This is a genomic window from Bifidobacterium favimelis, from assembly GCF_037963085.1.
GTDB lineage: Bacteria > Actinomycetota > Actinomycetes > Actinomycetales > Bifidobacteriaceae > Bombiscardovia > Bombiscardovia favimelis.
Genome location: NZ_JBANDZ010000001.1, coordinates 825,859 through 843,700 on the forward strand (window position 1 = coordinate 825,859; position 17,842 = coordinate 843,700).

General features: G+C 64.1%; 11 protein-coding genes. 3 read left to right on the forward strand and 8 right to left on the reverse strand.

What is annotated here, in order from left to right; genetic code table 11:
- Window positions 1-35: 35 nt before the first annotated feature.
- The 4 genes from V6584_RS03370 to V6584_RS03385 form a co-directional block, all read right to left on the reverse strand.
- Window positions 36-1,019, reverse strand: coding sequence for a ribokinase (locus V6584_RS03370; RefSeq protein ID WP_340469032.1), 984 nt, complete (start codon window positions 1,017-1,019; stop codon window positions 36-38).
- A 147-nt stretch (window positions 1,020-1,166) separates the two neighbouring features.
- Window positions 1,167-2,300 carry a LacI family DNA-binding transcriptional regulator gene (locus V6584_RS03375; RefSeq protein ID WP_340469033.1) on the reverse strand — a complete coding sequence of 378 codons (1,134 nt, stop codon included), beginning with the start codon at window positions 2,298-2,300 and terminating at the stop codon, window positions 1,167-1,169.
- A 217-nt stretch (window positions 2,301-2,517) separates the two neighbouring features.
- Window positions 2,518-3,297 carry a response regulator gene (locus tag V6584_RS03380; RefSeq protein WP_340469034.1) on the reverse strand — a complete coding sequence of 260 codons (780 nt, stop codon included), beginning with the start codon at window positions 3,295-3,297 and terminating at the stop codon, window positions 2,518-2,520.
- 31 nt (window positions 3,298-3,328) lie between these two features.
- On the reverse strand, window positions 3,329-5,881 hold the full coding sequence (locus V6584_RS03385) for a sensor histidine kinase (protein ID WP_340469036.1): 2,553 nt from the start codon (window positions 5,879-5,881) through the stop codon (window positions 3,329-3,331).
- A 214-nt stretch (window positions 5,882-6,095) separates the two neighbouring features.
- Between V6584_RS03385 and proC the strand changes: the two genes are divergently transcribed.
- The 3 genes from proC (at window position 6,096) to V6584_RS03400 (ending at window position 8,978) form a co-directional block, all read left to right on the forward strand.
- Window positions 6,096-6,902 carry a pyrroline-5-carboxylate reductase gene (gene proC, locus V6584_RS03390; protein ID WP_340469038.1) on the forward strand — a complete coding sequence of 269 codons (807 nt, stop codon included), beginning with the start codon at window positions 6,096-6,098 and terminating at the stop codon, window positions 6,900-6,902.
- 51 nt (window positions 6,903-6,953) lie between these two features.
- Entirely contained in the window at window positions 6,954-8,060 is a 1,107-nt protein-coding gene (gene ychF / locus V6584_RS03395) for a redox-regulated ATPase YchF (protein WP_340469040.1), read from the forward strand.
- Window positions 8,061-8,219: 159 nt separating this feature from the next.
- Window positions 8,220-8,978 (forward strand): L,D-transpeptidase, encoded by a 759-nt coding sequence (locus tag V6584_RS03400; RefSeq protein ID WP_340469041.1) that lies wholly within the window; start codon window positions 8,220-8,222, stop codon window positions 8,976-8,978.
- A gap of 239 nt (window positions 8,979-9,217) precedes the next feature.
- Here V6584_RS03400 and V6584_RS03405 read toward each other — a convergent pair whose 3' ends face one another.
- The 4 genes from V6584_RS03405 to V6584_RS03420 all read right to left on the reverse strand — a co-directional run bounded on the left by V6584_RS03405 (window position 9,218) and on the right by V6584_RS03420 (window position 17,779).
- Window positions 9,218-10,777: an L-serine ammonia-lyase gene (locus V6584_RS03405; RefSeq protein ID WP_340469722.1), complete on the reverse strand. Its 1,560-nt coding sequence runs from the start codon at window positions 10,775-10,777 to the stop codon at window positions 9,218-9,220.
- 119 nt (window positions 10,778-10,896) lie between these two features.
- Window positions 10,897-13,740 (reverse strand): zinc ribbon domain-containing protein, encoded by a 2,844-nt coding sequence (locus V6584_RS03410; protein WP_340469042.1) that lies wholly within the window; start codon window positions 13,738-13,740, stop codon window positions 10,897-10,899.
- A 779-nt stretch (window positions 13,741-14,519) separates the two neighbouring features.
- Window positions 14,520-15,950 (reverse strand): ABC transporter ATP-binding protein, encoded by a 1,431-nt coding sequence (locus V6584_RS03415; RefSeq protein WP_340486193.1) that lies wholly within the window; start codon window positions 15,948-15,950, stop codon window positions 14,520-14,522.
- Between the two features lie 68 nt (window positions 15,951-16,018).
- Complete coding sequence (locus V6584_RS03420) at window positions 16,019-17,779, reverse strand: ABC transporter permease (RefSeq protein WP_340469044.1); 1,761 nt, start codon at window positions 17,777-17,779, stop codon at window positions 16,019-16,021.
- Window positions 17,780-17,842: the final 63 nt, after the last annotated feature.

Below are 17,842 nucleotides of genomic sequence, written 5' to 3' on the forward strand. Positions count from 1 at the left end.
GTCGATTGGTTTCCATCGATGGCCAGGCCCGGTGGTCAGGCGAAGCGCTCGCGGATCTGGGCGGATGACCCGTAGGAGGCCTGCGCCCCGTAGCCTGTGGCCGCATAGGCGGACACATAGGAGGCCAGCTGGGCCGAGTCGACCAGGGTCAGACCGGAGGAAAGGCCGGCCAGGATGGTGCCCATGAAGGCATCCCCGCAGCCGGTGGTATCCAGGGCATCCACCTTGACCGCATGGATCCGGTGGACTTCACCGTCCTCCATGACCATGGAACCCTCACCGCCCAGCGTGACGATGGCCTTGTTGAAGCCATAGCCTCTCATGGTCCCGTAGATGGAGTCCCAGTCGGTGCCGATCCAGTCCCCGTCCTCCGGCTCGGCGATGCCCAGGAGCTGGGCCATCTCATGTTCGTTGAGGAGGATGATGTCGGAGTATTCAATCAGTTCGGCGGGCAGGGGGGACCGGAAGGGGGAGTCGTTGAGCAGGACGGTCATGCCGGCCTGACGGGCCATGCGGGCGGTGGCGGTGACGGTTTCGATCGGACTCTCCAGGCACAGGCCCAGGACGGAGGCGGAAGTCAGCGCCTGACGTGACTTCATGGCATAGTCGACGTCCACCTTCCCGTTGGAACCGGGGGAGTAGACGATGGTGTTTTCGCCCTCGTCATCCACGGTGATGACCGTGGTCCCGCTGGGGCCGGGAACGGTGAGCACCTGAGAGACGTCGACGCCGGCATCGGCCAGTTTGTCCAGGAGGAAGTCGGCGTTGGCATCGGATCCGACGGCTCCGAAGAGCTGGACCTTGGCCCCGATGCGTGCGGCCGCAGATGCCTGGTTGGCGGACTTCCCTCCGGGCAGGATCTGCAGGGGCCCGCCGTTGACGGTCTCGCCCGGGCCGGGCAGCCGGTGGGTGGTCACCGTGTAGTCGGCGTTCATGGACCCTATCACCGCAATGGATCCACCGATCCTGTCGAGGTCGGCGAGTACCTCTTCTGCGCTGCGCCTGGTGTCGTCCATCATCTTGTCTCCATTTCTATATGCACCTTGCCCTGTCTGCCTGGCGGCGGGCCGCCGCTTCACGTTCAACTCTCCGAGCAGGCCCTTGGCGCCTGCAATGACCGTCGCTTCCTGTCCGGCACCCGGACACCGGCCGATCTTGCGAGCCTCCTAGGGGTCGTTTCCGGTCCCTCCCGGCTGCCCCTTGCAGACCCTGCGCCCGTTCGGAAGGACGGGGGTCCCCGGCGGGGCCGTCACACCTGCGGCCGATCCGGGGGAGGGACCTACCGACTGCCTGCGGATGTACCTGGTCTCCAGTCGGAGCGATCGGGCCTCCTCCCCCTTCATCAGGCGGAGAAGGGTGGCCACGCTCACCGCGCCCATCCTGTCCACCTGTTGGGAGATGACCGAAATGGACGGCGTCAGGAGGCTGAAAATGGGCAGATCGTCGAAGGAGACCAGGGAGAGGTCCCTTCCGATGACCCACCCGGCCCCCTGGAAGGTCCCGAGGGCCTCGATCGCGTCCTGAGAGCGGCTGAAGACGACGGCTGTTGTCCCCCTCTCCTTCAGCACAGCGGCCAGGCGGGCGTTGCGGGCGGTGGAGCCTGGCTCCCAGCCCAGTCTAATGCCGGGGTCCTGTGTCTGGGGGTCTGACATGTCGGGGAACCGTGACAGTTCCCTCTCGAAGACCCGACGGCGTTCTCGCAGGGTGTCCGAATCCTCCAGGGAGCCAGTTATCAGCGTGACGCGTCGGTGTCCCTGGGCGTGCAGGTCCGCTATGGCAGACCGCAGCCCGGACCGGGGATCGGCGTCCACGACCGGCACCCGTCCCGTCTGTCCATCGGGGCCGGCGGATGGGGTCCTGTCGATGTAGACCACAGGAATCCCCTGCCTCAGCAGTCGGTCGACTGCAGGTGAGGGGGAGGGGGATGGGACCACGATTGCCCCGTCTATGTGTTGTCCCAGAAGGTTGCCTACCAGGGTCCGCTCCTGGTCAGGCCGGTCGTCGGCCGTGCAGATCAGCGTCTGAAGATCGTGCCTGAGCAGCTCGTGCTGGACTGAGTAAGCCAGGTCGGCGAAGTAAGAGTTTCGGATGTCGGGGATGAGTAGGCCGACCGCCTGGGAATGCAAGGAGTGCATGGAGCGAGCCCTGGAATCGGGAACGTATTGCAGTTCTTCGATGACCTGCCGGACCCTGTCCCTGGTCTCCTGCGAAATCCGGCCTGAATCGTTGAGCGCACGCGAGACCGTGGACACGGAGACGCCGGCCCGTCTCGCCACATCACGAATCGTCGCGTACGCCATCTCTGCCTTTCGGTGGTTGTCCGTCCGGTGCCGGTACCAGGGCCTCCGGTGATGACCCCAGGGCCCATCGTCCTGGTGTAAGGATTTCGCATACAGTTATACCAGTGCGGTAACGATACCGCAAATCAAGCCGTCGCTGCTGGCAAATCTGTGTTACCAGGGTTTACATCGGTGAATCCGGAACCTGCCGCCGCCGATGGCGCACCCGGCCGCCAGCTCAGACCAGGTCGTTCTCGTAGGCGAAGACAACCGCCTGAACCCTGTCCCGGGCGTTGATCTTCTGCAGGATGTGAGCCACGTGGGTTTTCACCGTCGGCAGACTGATGAAGAGGCGGTCCGCTATCTCCTGGTTGCTCAGCCCGTGGGCCACCTCCACCAGGACTTCACGCTCCCTGGCGGTCAGCTCCTCCAATTCGGGGTCCTGATAGGGTGCCTGTCCGGATGACCCGGTCTGTGGGGTTCCGGGGTAGGGTCCGGTCTGTGCGCCATCCGACGGACCGGCTGCGTCCCCCTCTTCCGCTGAAGGGGCCCGGAGGGGTACCGGCTGGGTCTGGGCCATATGCTCGATCAACCGTTTGGTGGCCGATGGGGCGATGATGGCGTTGCCCCGGTAGACCGTCCGGATTGACGCCAGCAGGGTCTCCGGCTCGGTGTCCTTGAGGAGGAAGCCCGATGCCCCGGCACGGATGGCGGCCATGACGTACTCGTCCAGGTCGAAGGTCGTCAGGATGATCACACGGGTCACAGGATCGGACTTGGAGTCCTCCGCAATCCGTCTGGTCGCCTCGAGTCCGTCCATCCCCGGCATGCGCACGTCCATGAGGACCACGTCGGGATGAAGGCTGTCGACCAGGCGGACCGCCTCTTCCCCGTCCGCAGCCTGACCGACCACATCGATGTCCGGTTGGGTGCCGATGACCAGGGCGAATCCGGCCCTCACCAACTCCTGATCGTCCGCGATGACGACAGTGATCACATGTCCGGACCGGTCCTCCATATGCGCCCTTTCGTTCGTACGGTTCTCAATACTACCGTCCACCACCGTCATGGACCGGGGTCTCGCGTGGAGGGGAGTGCACGTCATCGAGCCGGGACGGGAGGGGATGCTGCCCTCCGGGGGTCTGTGACGGGGCAGTCCCCACGTGCACCGGGTGCAGGGCCGGGCCCGTCTTCCCGCCTCCCTGCCCCCGGTCGCTGTCACCGGTCTCCCTCAATATGGTCAGGAGCTGTCTCATCCGGGTCAGGGCCTGACGACCCTCGCGCCCGATGACGTCGAAGGCCTTTTCCACGTCGCCGGGGTCCGGATCCTCACCCCTGGCCCTGGCCTTCCCGAGCATGGCAAGGCCCTGGTCGGACAGGAAGATGACGCGCTTCAAGGTGGATGCCACATCCTCTTGCATGTTGGCCCCTATCCTGCTGCGTTCCTCATTGGCGGCCACCAGGCCGGCCTCCCTGGCCGCCAGCCTCAGCGCCTCCTCCTTCTGCTCCTGCAGAAGGAGGCTGGAACCCTGGGAACGCTTCCAGAAGGAGGCCAGGATGGCGGCCAGGCAGATGGCCGCACAGGCCAGGGTGAATCCGAAGAGGCTGAAATAGGAGCCTTCGGGATTGTTCCGGGCCTGTGTCAGGGGGCCGTCACCCATCCCCATGAGAAAACCGATCAAAGGGCCTGTCCCGTGGAATTCCTCCCCGTACAGCCGCAATTGAAGGATGAAGACCTCTGCAAGCACCGCCAGGGGGACCCACAGGCGGTCGCGGTCATTCCCGTATGTCATGGCCGAATAAACCGAAACGACCACCAGGATGTCGCCCACAGGGATCCAGGGCAGGAAGAGGATCTCCAAGGCACAGATGACGGCGATGACGGCCGCACTGCCCCTTGGGTGGCTTCGTCGCCAGACGAGCGGAACGAGGATGCACAGGGTGGTGAACCAGACCAGACTCGAATCGCTGGGTGTGTACCTCTTGTCGGACAGGTAGATGTTCTCAAGAGGGGAGCTCGGCATGGCCAAAGGAAGGAGGAGGAAGGCCAGGACAGCATCGGCTACCACATAGTGTCGCTGGAACCAGGACGACATCCGTTCGATCAGGTTGGGTCTGTATCCGCCTTCAGGCACCTGCCCGATCCCGTCATTGCTCCCGGCTGGCCCATCCGCTCCATCCGCGGCGCCTCCTGTCTCCGTCCCCGCCTCCGCCTCCGTCCCGTCGGTCAGGATGACCCGTCGGCCCAAAGTCCTGTCGGGGCCTGCCTCGAAGGGGATGAAGGCCCCCACCCTGAACCCGCCACCTGCCTGAGGGCCGGACCAGGTGCGGCCGCCGACGGAAGAGACCCGTTCCCGCATCCCCACCAGCCCATAGCCGCGGTGGTCCTCCTCCAAATGGGCTGCCTGGCCCCTCCCGTCATCCTCCACGTCCAACCGCAAACCATCGACCTGCCACTGTTCGCGCACGATGACGTGCACGTGTGGCCCTGCGTGTTTGCGCACATTGCTCAGGGCCTCCTGGACCACCCGATAGGCCACGTTCATCCGTCCGTCCGTCAACTCATCCGGTTCGGGCGTGCCGGTGACGATCCTCTCGAACCGGCACCCGGGGCTGGCTTGACGGGCCTCGTTCAGGAGCTCCTCAAGGCTGTGGTAGCCGACCCCCTGATTCCGGGGCCCGGCCTTCATGCCTTCTCCGTCTCCGCCGGCCATCCTGCCCATCGAACTGAAGAGGCCGTTGAGCTCGCCCAGGGCCCGTCTGCCCTCGCGATCGATGGTCTGCATGGTCTGCAGGGCGACGGCCGGGTCTCCAGGTCCGGCATAGCGGCCGGCATCCGACTGGACGATGATGATGGAGAGCGTGTGCGCCACCACGTCATGCATGTCACGGGCCAGGCGGGCCCGCTCGGCGCTGGCGGCCAGTTCCTCCTTCTCCCGGTTGCGGTATTCAAGTGCCTCGTTGCGTTGCCGGATCAATTCGAAGGAGCGCCGCCTGGCATGGTTCCAGTACCCCAGGAAGATGGCGCAGGTGACCAGGATGAGGTAGAAGACACCGACCTGCATGCTCTCGAAGAGGACGCCACGGAGGCAGAAAGCCAGATGGCCCTTGAAGGGGGTCGACGCGCATTCCTCCAGCCTTGGCCTGGTTTGGTGGACGAAGACGGCGCTGATTCCGTAGGACGCAGCCGCCAGGACCGCCATGGCATAAGCCGTGAATATGTATGCGAACCTGTGCCGTTCACCATAGACCAGGACCGAATAGATGATGATCAGGGCCGCAATGTCGGCTGGGACCAGGACGGGTCCCAGGATCAGCTGGCAGATGCTGATGACGAGGAAGGACCATGCGGACAGGTCGGGCGAGCACCTTCTGAGAGCCAGGGGGGCGGCCAGGAGGATCTGCCAGATCGCGTAGCCGGCACTGCCGACATCGACGAAGAGGCCCTGCCCGCCCTCCTGCATGACTGACAGGCCGGAGTCCGCAGGACGGATCATGAGGATGACGACGAGCATGAAGACCGCACCCAGGGCATCGATGACGAATTCCCGCCTGCTGACGAAGGCATGCGTCCTGGTGAGGAAGTGTCTGAACCGGCCCATGCCTGCCAGCCTATCCCAAGGGCTTCCGGCGCTGTATAGGTCCTGGGGATGATACGTCCCGCCGTCGCTCCGGGTTGGACGGCCTTCTTGGGGACGATTTGAGAGTGCCTGCCGGTGACGGGGCATCTGTGGACCTGGGGGCCCGGCTATCCTGGGAACAGACGGGGTGCGGCCGGGAGGTCGTCGGAATCCGGAAGGGTCAAGGAGGGTGTTCATGATGGCTGATGTGAACAAGCCGACAATCGGTTTCATAGGGTATGGGAACATGGCCCAGGCCATGGCCCGGGGCCTGGTTTCCTCAGGTGCGGTGGAGGCCGGTCGGATCGTTGCAACGGCCGCCCACTATGACAGGCTGGAAGGAAATGCGGCCGACCTGGGCATCCGCCCCCTGCGGACGGCAGGCCAGGTGGCGCAGGCCTCCGACCTGGTCGTCATAGCCGTCAAGCCCAAGCAGGTGGCCCAGGTCTGCGCCCCCATCGCCGGCAGGCTGGCGGGTGACGACCGCTTTGTGGTATCCGTTGTCGGAGGGTGGGGCATGGCCGACTATGAGGGGGTCCTGAAAGCGGGGACCCACCTGGTCTGCGCCATCCCCAACACACCGATAGCCGTAGGCAGGGGGATCATGGTGGTCCAGGCCGGCAACAGCCTGACACCCGGCCAGGAGGACCTCTTCAGGGGCATCTTCGGCCGGGTCGCCCTCCTTGAAACCTTGGATGAAGACCAGACATCGGTGGCCACCACCATCGCCGGCTGCGCCCCCGCCTACACGGCCATGTACATGGAGGCCCTGGCCGATGCCGGGGTCAAGCACGGCCTGCCCAGGCAGACCGCCTACCGGCTGGCCGCCCGGATGGTGGAAGGGACCGGAGCCCTCTATCTGGCCACGGGGACCAACCCCGGTGCCATGAAGGATGCCGTCTGCTCCCCGGGCGGGACCACCATCAAGGGTGTGGCCGCCTTGGAAAAAGACGGGTTCCGGGGGGCCGTCATCGATGCCATAGACGTGGTCGAGGGGGAGTGACGCAGGGCCGCCGGCGGCACGCCTGGTCATAGCGGGCAATAGACTGGTGGCATGTCTCTTACCATAGGAATCGTCGGCTTGCCAAACGTGGGCAAGTCCACACTCTTCAATGCACTGACCCGCAACAACGTCCTGGCGGAGAACTATCCCTTCGCCACGATAGAACCCAACACGGGCATCGTCCCCCTGCCCGACGACCGTCTCCCGGTCCTGGCCAAGCTGGTGCACACGGACAGGATCGTCCCCGCGACGGTCACCTTCGTCGACATCGCCGGCATCGTCAAGGGGGCCTCGGAGGGGGAGGGGCTGGGCAACCAGTTCCTGGCCAACATCCGAGAGGCCGATGCCATCTGCGAGGTGGTCAGGGCCTTCAAGGACGATGACATCGTCCACGTCAACGGGAAGGTCGACCCTGCCGACGACATCGACACGATCAACACCGAGCTGATCCTGGCCGACATGCAGACCATCGAGAAGGCCCTGCCCAAGCTGGAGAAGGACCTGCGCGGGGGCAAGGTGGAGTCCTCCTATCTGGACGCGGTCAAGAAGGCCCAGGAGATCCTGGGCCAGGGGGAGACCATCGACCACGCGGCCCAGGACGGCAAGATCGACGCCGACGACCTCTATGACCTCCACCTGATGACGGCCAAGCCTTTCATATACGTCTTCAACCTGGATGACGGCGAGCTCCAGGACCAGGAGCTCAAGCGACGCCTTTCCGACTCGGTGGCCCCGGCCCGGTCCATCTTCCTGAACGCCGAGTTCGAGGCGGAACTGACCGACCTGGACGAGGCCGACGCCCGGGAGATGCTGACCGACGCAGGGCTCAAGGAGTCCGGCCTGGACCAGCTTGCCCGTGTCGGCTTCGACGTCCTGGGCCTGCAGACCTTCCTGACCGCCGGGGTGAAGGAGGTCCGGGCCTGGCAGATCCACAAGGGTTGGACCGCCCCCCAGGCCGCAGGCGTGATCCACACCGACTTCGAGAAGGGATTCGTCAAGGCCGAGGTGGTCTCCTATGACGATTTCGTGGCCGCCGACGGGTCCTACGCCAAGGTCCGCGAGGAGGGCAAGATGCGCCTCGAGGGCAAGGACTACGTCATGCAGGACGGGGACATCGTCGAGTTCAAGACCGGCATACCTTCGGCCTCCAAGAAGTGAACGCAGGTGCCGGCCGGGACCTCCCCGACCGGCAGGCACCTGCAAGGCCCGGAGGATGGGGCCGTTCTCGCCCGGACATCGGACCGCTGAACCTGGCGATCCTTGGGTATGATGTTTGCCAGAACGGGAGCGTGGGGAGATGGTGCGAGGGGAGGTGGCATGCCGAAACCAGCAGGAAGGGTCGTCCAGGCCCTCAGGAGCGGCCTCCGTGCCCTGCTGGCTCCCAGGAACAGGACCCTGCTGGTCGTTCTTTCGGCTGCCCTGTCCACCCTGCTGGTCATCGTTCTGGTCAATGTCCTGCCGACGGACCGTCCCGGGCCGACCCCGTCAACCCATGCAGCCGCAGAGTCGGTCCGCGGCGGATCTGCGGCCCCGACCCCTGCACACTCCACCCCTTCCGATGGGGCGAATTCGCACAGGGGGACGAAGGGGACCGGAAAGGGCAAGGACAAGGGTGACAGGACCCCGGCCAGGGGGAAGCGGGTGGATTGGCGTTCGCCCTCCCAGTCCGTGCCCTATCCTGATCCCCTGGCCCATCCGGACCTTGAACTGGATGTCAGCATCGGCGACCAGCGCGTCTATGTGAGGGCTGGCGGGAAGACCCTCTACACCATGTATGCGTCCACGGGGATGGACGGATCCACGCCCAGGGGAACCTTCGAAATCGAAGCCGAGCGCGGGGATTATTTCTTCAATTCGCAGGAAGGCATGGGGGCCCGATACTACACAAGCTTCAACAGGCACGGTGTCTTCCTCTTCCACACGGTCCCGACCGATTCCAGGGGGAACTACATCGATTCGGAGGCCGACCTCCTGGGGAGGAGGCCGAGCTCACACGGGTGCGTCCGCCTGACCATCCCCGACGCCAAATGGATCATGGACAAGATTCCGACCGGGACCAAGGTCGTCATATCCTGAAGGAAATGCGGGCTTCCCGACCTCAAGAAGTGACCAGGAGGTTCCCTTCCCGGGCGACCGTCGGCCCCAGGAAAACTGTCGGCGCGAGGAGGACTGCCAGCGTCAGGTGGATTGCAGTCCGTCCACTTGCGGATTCCCCTGCCGGGGCGGGACCCCCATGCATCCGGCTGGGGAGGGGGCGCCCTGATCTGATGGACGGGCTCGATCGGCACAGACATGCCGGTCTGGAATGAACATGCTCAGCACTCCACCACGTTGACGGCCAGGCCCCCCTGGGATGTCTCCTTGTACTTGTCCATCATGTCCAGGCCGGTCTGCTTCATGGTGGCAATGGCCTGATCCAGGGAGACGATGTGTTCGCCGTTGCCGAGGAGGGCTATCCGGGCCGCGTTGATGGCCGTGTTGGCGGCCATCGCGTTCCGTTCTATGCAGGGTATCTGCACCAACCCGCCGATGGGATCGCAGGTCAAGCCCAGATTGTGCTCCATGCCGATCTCGGCGGCGTTCTCGATCTGTCGTGGGCTTCCTCCGAGGGCGGCGCACAGGCCTCCTGCGGCCATGGAGCAGGCTGAGCCGATCTCACCCTGGCAGCCCACCTCGGCGCCGGATATGGAGGCGTTGGACTTGAAGAGGACCCCGATGGCACCGGCGATCAGGAGAAGACGGCCGATTCCGGCCTGGTCGGACCCGGGGACCAGGAGGCGGTAGTATTCGATGACCGCAGGGAGGACGCCGGCGGATCCATTGGTCGGAGCGGTGACGATACGCCCGCCGCCAGCGTTCTCCTCACTGACAGCCAGGGCGAAGAGGTCGGTCCATTCGCTCTCGGAGGCCCTTGCCAGCAGGTCGGCAGGGGGCACCCCACCCGATAGGGGGTCGTGATCGATGCCGTTCGAGAACCACTTGAAGATCGCAGGCGCCCTTCTCGCGACCTTGAGACCGCCGGGCAACATACCCTCCTGGCTCACACAGCCCCGCCTGATGCAGTCCTCCATCACCTGCAGGCTATGCGCGAGTGTGGTTCTGACCCTGTCGGCCCCGCTTATGGCCGCTTCATTCTCCATGACCACCTGGTCCATCGGCAGTCCGGTCTCGGCGCACAGGGCCAGAAGGCCATCCATGGTCGTATAGGGATACGGCACGAGGTCCCCCTCCCCGCCCGCCACCGAGGCTGGGTCTTCGGCGGGGGAGGGGGTAGGCGGTATGACCGGTGGCGCTGTCCTGTCTGCTTCAGAATGCGGGCCCGCCCCTACGGCCCCTCGTGCTGCCTGCCGGGTTTCGGCGCGGCCGGGGTCCGTGGGGCGGAAGCCGTCGTCGATGATCTGGTCGTCAGGTGATCCGGGCCGTATGAAACCTCCGCCGATGGAATACCAGACCTGGCGGGCCAGGACTCCCGAGGCCCCGTCCAGAAGGGTGAAGACCATCCCATTGGCATGGCCCGACAACCTCTCGTGCATGTGGAACTCCACGTCACGTGCATAGTCGAAGCCGACCGGCGTGGAGCCGGCGATCAGGATGCTGTGGCTGGATTCACACCGCTCCCGCATCCGCAGAAGGACATCCGGATCGATGGTGTCAGGACGGAATCCCTCCAGGCCGGCCATGGCAGCCCTGTCGCTGCCGTGACCCAATCCGGTCATGGCCAGGGAGCCGTACAGGTCCACATGGATCCGTCGGGCCCGTCCCAGCTCACCCTGCCCGAGCGTCGAGACGAAGGCATTGGCGGCGCGCATGGGGCCCACCGTATGCGAGGAGGATGGTCCGACCCCCACACTGAACATGTCCAGGATGCTGATCATCGTTTTCTCCTTGTCCTTCCCGTCTTTCACGCCCGCCCGCCGGGCATGGGCAGGGCCCGGCACCCGGCCAGGCCGCAGGGCGACCGGACTGAGGTGCCGGGCCCCGGCGCCGTTCTGCCCTAGCGCGTCTCGAAGGACACCTCTACCTTGTCGCCGTTCACAGTGTAGGAGCCCTGGTAGGCGATGTATAACGTCTGGTCCTCCTTTTTCCACTGGTCGTCGAATGACTTGTCCTCGTACTGGGCCTTCAACCTGCCGCCGGTCGTAAAGAACTGGGGGTCATCGAGGCTGAGCCTGCTGATTTCAGGGTACTGGTCCACCGACCAGGTCAGGTTGCGCATGTCGCTGAAGGTGAAGATGTCGTTCTTGCTGAAGCCGCAGGCCTTCTCATCCGGATCCTTGCTGGACACGCAGGCATCCACCTTTTTCTTGATTTCGTCGTTGATCGCATTCTCCAGTGTGTCCTTCGGGGTCACCTTCAGGGTGTTGGGGATGACCTGGTCACCGGATTTGGAGCCGGTCGTGATTGTGAGTTCATTCCCCTGGAGGAACTTCGATTCGGGCAGCGACACCGTATATGACCCGGGGTAGACCTTGAGTTTTACATCCCTGTATGAGGAACTGGAGGAATCATCGGTCTGGTTGTCGCCAAGGTTGACCGGGATGCCGTTCACATTCACGATCGGCACCATTTGGGGCACCCGGAAGTCGACCTCCTTGAGGAGGGGGGTGCTGACCTTCCAGTCGTTGAAGACGAGGAACCGTTTGCCGCTGGGTATCACCGTGACCGAATCCCGCATCTCCTTGCCGGACATCGTATAGGTGTAGGTGAAGACGGTAGATCCGTCCTTGCGTGTGTCGGTGGAGGTCACACGTTGGTTGCCGATCATGCTCTTGCCTTTTGCGGCCGCCTTGTCGGAGACGAGGTCCTGTTGGTTCTGCGGGACCTGGGGGTCTGACATCCGCGAGGCCTGGTCGTATTGGCTCGTGGCGATGGCGTTGATGTACTCGTCGGCCACCTTCTGGGGATTGAACACGGTGGAGTTGAGAATCGCATAGGCGATGCCCAGCACGATGCAGAGGACGATCAGGGCGAGGATCGTGAAGATGGCGGTCTTCTGCTTTCCGCTCAGCGGTTTCCTGGGCTTGGCCTGCCCGAAGGGGACATCACCGGGGAAGTCCGGCTGGCCGGTCACCTGAACCTGGCCGGTCATGGCCTGGAAGGTCTGGGTCCCATTCGCCGTGGCTGGGGGGAAGGCCGGAAGGGGCGCCGTCGACGGGATGGAGGAGGTCCACCCGTCACCGCTGCCACTGCCGGCATTGCCTCCCTGGGCCATCTGGCTGGTCTGGGCGGTGGTCGCCTCGCGGTCTTCCGCAGGCATATGTCCGTCAGGGTGCTCCCCGTCGGATGTCGGCAGGTCAGGTCCGGCCTGCCCGGCGACGTTTACCGGCATTTCTGCGGTCGGGGCCGGTCCGCCTGGCGCCTGTGTGCCTGCGAACGCGGGATTGGCCCCTGCAGGGAAGGCGGAGTCGGGTGTCTGGCCGCCAGTGGCTTGACCGTTGGGGTTCGTGCCGGTCGCTCCCTGGCCTGAACCTGCTGCCGGTGCATTCGTCTCCCTGCTGTAGGCGAGGACGACCTGCGGGGTGGGAGTGACGCATCCGTTGCGCAGGAAGGGCCACAGGGACTTCATCGAGTAGATAAGTCCGGGACCGAAGGTCCTGGGGACGACCTCGACCAGGAAGGCCCAGATCATGGGCATGATGAAGTACCAGTATGCCGGGTGGAAGCTGGCGCTGAAAGAGCCTGCGTTCTTTCCCAGCACGTTTGTCAGTATGCCGGAAACACCGATTTTGGAATCAACGGTGAGGAAAAGCGGAACGGCCAGGAGCCAGAAGATGCCGAAGGCCGTCGGCGCCTTCCAGGAGTGTTTCCAATCGCTGTATGCCGGATCGTACATCTGACGTGCGGTGGCCCGCAGGGCGACATAGAGAAGGGTGGCGACAAAGGCGACCAGGGCAATGAGGGACATTATGGTTATCGTCGCTCCATGCAGGGAGTTGAACAGCCACATGAGCGAGTCCTTGCCGGAGGCGGCCGATTCGAAGACCCCCAACGATGAATATATGAAGAAAAACACCGGCAGGACGGGAAGGATGATGGGCAGGAGGAGGAGCCCGCTGGGCGACTTGCCGGTGAAGCACAGCACGATGAAGAAGATGATGGAGAGGACGAGGCTGACGGCGGTGAAGGCCATGACGGTTTCTCCGACCATCCTGGCGGTTCCCCGTGCCCTATGGAGCCAGATCCATGCGGCCTTGAAGACGTTGCCTCCGTCAGGTGTGTACCTGGCCAGGGCATAACCGATCAGGGAGCCCGTCCCGGCCAGCAGGAAGCTGACCAGGGCGGTCTTGAAGGTTGCCCCGTTCAGTGTCGCTTCCGTGCTGGTTTTGAGCATGGCCATCCCGACGGTCGAGGTCGTGGATATGGGGAAGATCGCTGCCAGGATCAGGAAGACGATGCAGGATCCCAGGCCGACCAAGGCCGCACTGACCACGCCGGTCCACTTGAAATGGATCCGGCTGGAGCGGCCAAGCAGATAAGCGCCGAAGGCCGCACCGAGGATCAGGCCCAGACCCGCCAACCCTATCGGCAATTGGAGGCTGCCTTCCACGCCGGCCTGGATGGGAAGGTCGGGCAGGCCCAACTTCATGGTTGCTGACCCGGAAACGCCCGAAATCAGCATGAAGCAAAGGCTCTGGAAGAATCCAGGGCTGGCCATCTCGCCGTTGCCCTGGGCAAGGTCGGAAGGCATGCCCTTCAGGATAGAGTCCTTCAGACCTGCGGAGAGGGCGAAATTGGTGAAGATGAGGCTGATCGCCGCGCCTACCAGCGCGAAGGCCAATCCGAGACCCAGGGAGGCACCCAGGGCCTTCAGGGAGGTCTTCGAGGAGAATTCCGTCATATTGGGTCCCCGCAGACTACGGGCATTCATGCCGAATGGCGGCTGGCTGGGGGGAAGGGGCCGATCGCCCTGCGGCCCCGTCGACGGCGGGACCGCAGGGGCGGGGGCTGCGGCGGGAGGCTGTTGCACCGGAGGCTGTTGCACCGGAGGCTGTTGCACCGGAGGCTGTTGCACCGGAGGCTGCTGCTCCTGGGCGAACCGAGGACCCGATACCCCCGGCTGCTGTGGGTTGGTTTGCTGTTCTCCGGTGGGTTGTGCCGGGAAGGGGAGGGACTGCTTCTCTTGCTGCGCCTGCCCGTTAAGGTTCCCCTGGGCCTGAGCCTGCCCCGCCTGGGCGAAACCATCGTCCTGGGATTGGGCCTCGGCCTGGATGGGTGCCGTCTGCCCGGCTTCCTGCGGGGTCCAGGGTGATTGTGACTGTGAATATGCTCCGCCGGCCTGTGCCTGAGGTTCGCCGGCGGCCACCTGCCCCGGAGTGGGTGGCCGCACGGTCTGTCCTGCAGGGGGTCGGTTGTTTTCGTCTTGGTTGCTAGGCATCAGCGGGGGGGCGCATTGTGGACAGTTCGACGCCTGTCCATCGGACACATACGCTCCGCATTTGGGGCAGTTCATCCGTTTCCCTTCTGTCAAGGCCGTCTGTTGCCATGACCGACGCCGGTCTTGCCAACAGACGGGTCAATGAGCGAAAGAACCTACACCCCACTCTGAAAGTGGCACTTATTTCCCCGGTTCGGATTCCCCCTGCTCTTGTTACGGGTCCCAGGATACGCCTGGGTATGTCAACCTGCTACAGGCCCACCGTTTTCCGAGTCGAGGGTCAGTCTGTCGTCGTCGGCATCGTAGTCGAAGAGCTCGCCGTACCTGCCCCAGGTTATGGCCGTCTCGAACTGCTGCATCGCTTCCTTGTCGGAGTGGTGGGCGCGCAGGAGGTCCAGGATCAGATTCCCGTGGAGGGTCTTGTCGTCACTGTTCTTAAGGGCCCGGTCTATCACCCTGATCAGGGGGACATGCTCCATCAGCATGTCGGAGAACATCTCCTTGCTTTCCAGGATGTCGGCGTCGTGCCACTTGCGCCCCAGGTCCGTGAGGGTTACATGGCCGTTGTCCGCCTGGAAGATGCCCAGCATGAGGCCGGCGTCGATCAGGGGGAAGAGGTCGTCCACCTCGAAGGAGAGGCGGGCCGCCAGGTCGGCCATGTCCATGCCTTCCGGCTGCTCGACCAGGATGTCGGCCAGGCCGGCCAGACCGCCGGGTGTCGCATCGGGCAGGACCCTCTCGTCCATGTCCTCGTCGCGCACGGAGTTGTCGACGGCCTCCTTGTTGCGGACCTTGGTCTGCAACCGGCGGCGGAACTCGTCCGAGTTGCTCTGCCCGGTAAGGATGGAGTAGAGGTAGTCCACGCAGGACTGGAAGAGGTCGCCCTGCTTGTCACGCGGGCGGGGGATGTCGATGGAGATGTCGGCGACTATATGGCCGGGGTGGGAGCCCAGGACCACCACGCGGTCGGCCATCTGCACGGCCTCCTCTATGTTATGTGTGATGATCAGGACCGATTTGATGCTTCCCCTGTCTTCGGACCAGACGTTGAGCACTTCCTGCCGGAGGTTTTCCGCCGTCAGGACGTCAAGGGCGGAGAAGGGCTCGTCCATGAAGAGGGCGTCTGGCCTGAGCACCAGGGCCCTGGCGATGCCCACCCTCTGCTTCATCCCGCCTGAGAGTTCCTTGGGGTAGGCGGTCTCGAAGCCGTCCAGGCCGATGGCGTCGATGGCCTGGAGGGCCAACTTCTCACGTTCGGCCCTCTTCATCCCCCTGGCTTGGAGGCCCAGCTCCACGTTGTCCTTGACGGTCAGCCAGGGCATGAGGGCGAAGTTCTGGAAGACCAACGCCACCCCCGGGTTGGGGCCGGTCAGTTCCTTCCCCCTGTAGGTGACGCTTCCGCTGGAAGCGGGCACAAGACCAGCCAGGATTCGCAGCAGAGTCGACTTCCCGGCACCCGACCGGCCCAGGATGGCTACGATCTCCCCCTCATGCAGGGTCAGTGAGATGTCGTCCAGCACCTTCAGGTCGCTGCCCGAGTCGGACTCATACTGCTTGGAAACATGGTCGGCCGCGATGATGGTTGCCCGCCCGTCCTGCGGAGGAGCGGCCCCGGTCAGGGTCTGCCCCCCGGCCTGAGTGGTCTGGTCTGTTGCCTTCTCATACGTCGTCATGGGTTCATCCCTTTCGGATCGTTCCTGCTGGTGAAGCCTTGCGTGTTTGTGACCACCGATCAGGTGGTTCAGGTGAGGGTGTAGCGTCTTCCTGCCAGGTTCTGCATGGGCATCCAGAAGAGCCAGTTGACCAGGACCACGAAGATGCTCATCACGGTCACCCCCAGGATGATCCGTGGGGTGTCACCCCTTGCGGTCACCTCGGCTATGTATGCCCCCAGTCCCCTGGCGGTAAGGGTGTGATCCCCGTAACTGACCACCTCGGAGACGATGGAGGCGTTCCAGGCCCCGCCGGCCGCCGTGATGCCGCCTGTGCACCAGGAACCGAAGACGGCCGGCAGGATCAGGGTCTTCCACCTCTGCCATCTGGGCTGGCGCAGGCTGCGCGACATCTCCAAGAGGTCATCGGGTATGGCCGAGGCCCCGGCGATGACATTGAAGACGATGTACCACTGGGTGCCCAGTGCCATGAGGAGGATGCTCCCCCAATTGATGTCGACGTGCCAGGCGATGAAGATAAGCGTGACGAAGGGGAAGACGAAGTTGGCCGGGAAGCTGGAGAATATCTGCACGACCGGCTGCAGGATCCGGGAAAGTTTGGGATTCATCCCTATCAACGCCCCGATCGGCACCCAGACCAGGGTGCAGACGACCATGAGGAGGGTGACCCTGAGGAAGGTGTAGAAGCCCAGAAGGAAGGTCCGGCCCACCTCGGACATCCCCACCGTGCTGATGACCAGGTCGTAGATCTGCCAAACCCCCCATAGGCACACCAGGGCTATGCAGGCGTACCAGACCAGGTCGCCGGCCTTGCTCCTGCTGGTGGGCCGTCCCCAACGAGATCCCGTCTTCCCCAGGGGACGGGTGATCGTGTCCAGGAAGGAGGCCACCGGCCTGCCCACGTGGGCCAAGATGTCATTGATGCCGGACAGGCGTATGACGGTCAGCACAAGGCTCTTCCTGGGTTCGGTCGAGACGCTCTGTGAAACGCGGAACTTCTCCGACCAGGCGGTCAAGGGCTTCCACAGGAGGAAATCGATGAGGAGGACCACGATGACCATGGTCAGTATGGCCCATCCGATCTTGCCGATGTCGCGCTGGGAGGCGGCTTCCTCCACGTAGGAGCCGATGCCGGGCAGGGCCAGGGTCCTGTTGTTCACCGATATCATCTCGGAGGCTGTCAGGAAGAACCAGCCCCCGCCCACGCTCATCATGCAGTTCCAGAGGAGGGGGATCATGGAGCCGGGTACGTCTAGCTTCCAGAAGCGCTCCCACTTGCTCAGACGCAGGATTCGGGCCGCCTCGTCCAGTTCGGCGGGCTCGCTGGTCAGTGATGTGTAGAAGGAAAATGCCATGTTCCAGGCCTGGCTGGTGAAGATGGCGAATATGGCCGCCGCTTCGACCCCCAGTATGGAACCGGGGAAGAGGACCAGCCAGATGGAGATCGTCGCCGAAAGGAAGCCCAGGACCGGAACCGACTGAAGGATGTCGAGCAGGGGGATGAGGACGGTCCGCAGCCGCCTGGACCGCGCCGCCGCCAGCCCGTATATGAAGGTGAAGATGAGGGAGAAGAAGAGGGCGATGAACATCCTGAAAACCGACCGGAGGGCATAGTAAGGCAGGTTGGAGGGGTCCGTCGAAATGTGCGAGGGTATACCCGAAGGTCCGATCGGGGCGCTGAAACCGGGAAGTATGTATGCGATGGCACCGAAGAGGACCACGGAACCCACGGCCACTGCGCCCCCGGTCAGGAGCTTGGCCCCCCGGGACGCCTGGCTGCGGTCGTCAGTCCTGATCAGGCTACGCCCGCCTATGGTGAACAGACTCATGGGGCCGCCTCCTCGTCCGGAATATGAACCGCGTCGGCGCGCATCCATGGACGGCATGAGCCA

What these genes read in the sequence shown, in the direction of transcription:
- V6584_RS03370 (WP_340469032.1), bottom strand. Translation starts at nt 1,019, where the DNA reads ATGATGGACGACACCAGGCGCAGCGCAGAAGAGGTACTCGCCGACCTC.
- V6584_RS03375 (WP_340469033.1), bottom strand. Translation starts at nt 2,300, where the DNA reads ATGGCGTACGCGACGATTCGTGATGTGGCGAGACGGGCCGGCGTCTCC.
- V6584_RS03380 (WP_340469034.1), bottom strand. Translation starts at nt 3,297, where the DNA reads ATGGAGGACCGGTCCGGACATGTGATCACTGTCGTCATCGCGGACGAT.
- V6584_RS03385 (WP_340469036.1), bottom strand. Translation starts at nt 5,881, where the DNA reads ATGGGCCGGTTCAGACACTTCCTCACCAGGACGCATGCCTTCGTCAGC.
- proC (WP_340469038.1), top strand. Translation starts at nt 6,096, where the DNA reads ATGATGGCTGATGTGAACAAGCCGACAATCGGTTTCATAGGGTATGGG.
- ychF (WP_340469040.1), top strand. Translation starts at nt 6,954, where the DNA reads ATGTCTCTTACCATAGGAATCGTCGGCTTGCCAAACGTGGGCAAGTCC.
- V6584_RS03400 (WP_340469041.1), top strand. Translation starts at nt 8,220, where the DNA reads ATGCCGAAACCAGCAGGAAGGGTCGTCCAGGCCCTCAGGAGCGGCCTC.
- V6584_RS03405 (WP_340469722.1), bottom strand. Translation starts at nt 10,777, where the DNA reads ATGATCAGCATCCTGGACATGTTCAGTGTGGGGGTCGGACCATCCTCC.
- V6584_RS03410 (WP_340469042.1), bottom strand. Translation starts at nt 13,740, where the DNA reads ATGACGGAATTCTCCTCGAAGACCTCCCTGAAGGCCCTGGGTGCCTCC.
- V6584_RS03415 (WP_340486193.1), bottom strand. Translation starts at nt 15,950, where the DNA reads ATGACGACGTATGAGAAGGCAACAGACCAGACCACTCAGGCCGGGGGG.
- V6584_RS03420 (WP_340469044.1), bottom strand. Translation starts at nt 17,779, where the DNA reads ATGAGTCTGTTCACCATAGGCGGGCGTAGCCTGATCAGGACTGACGAC.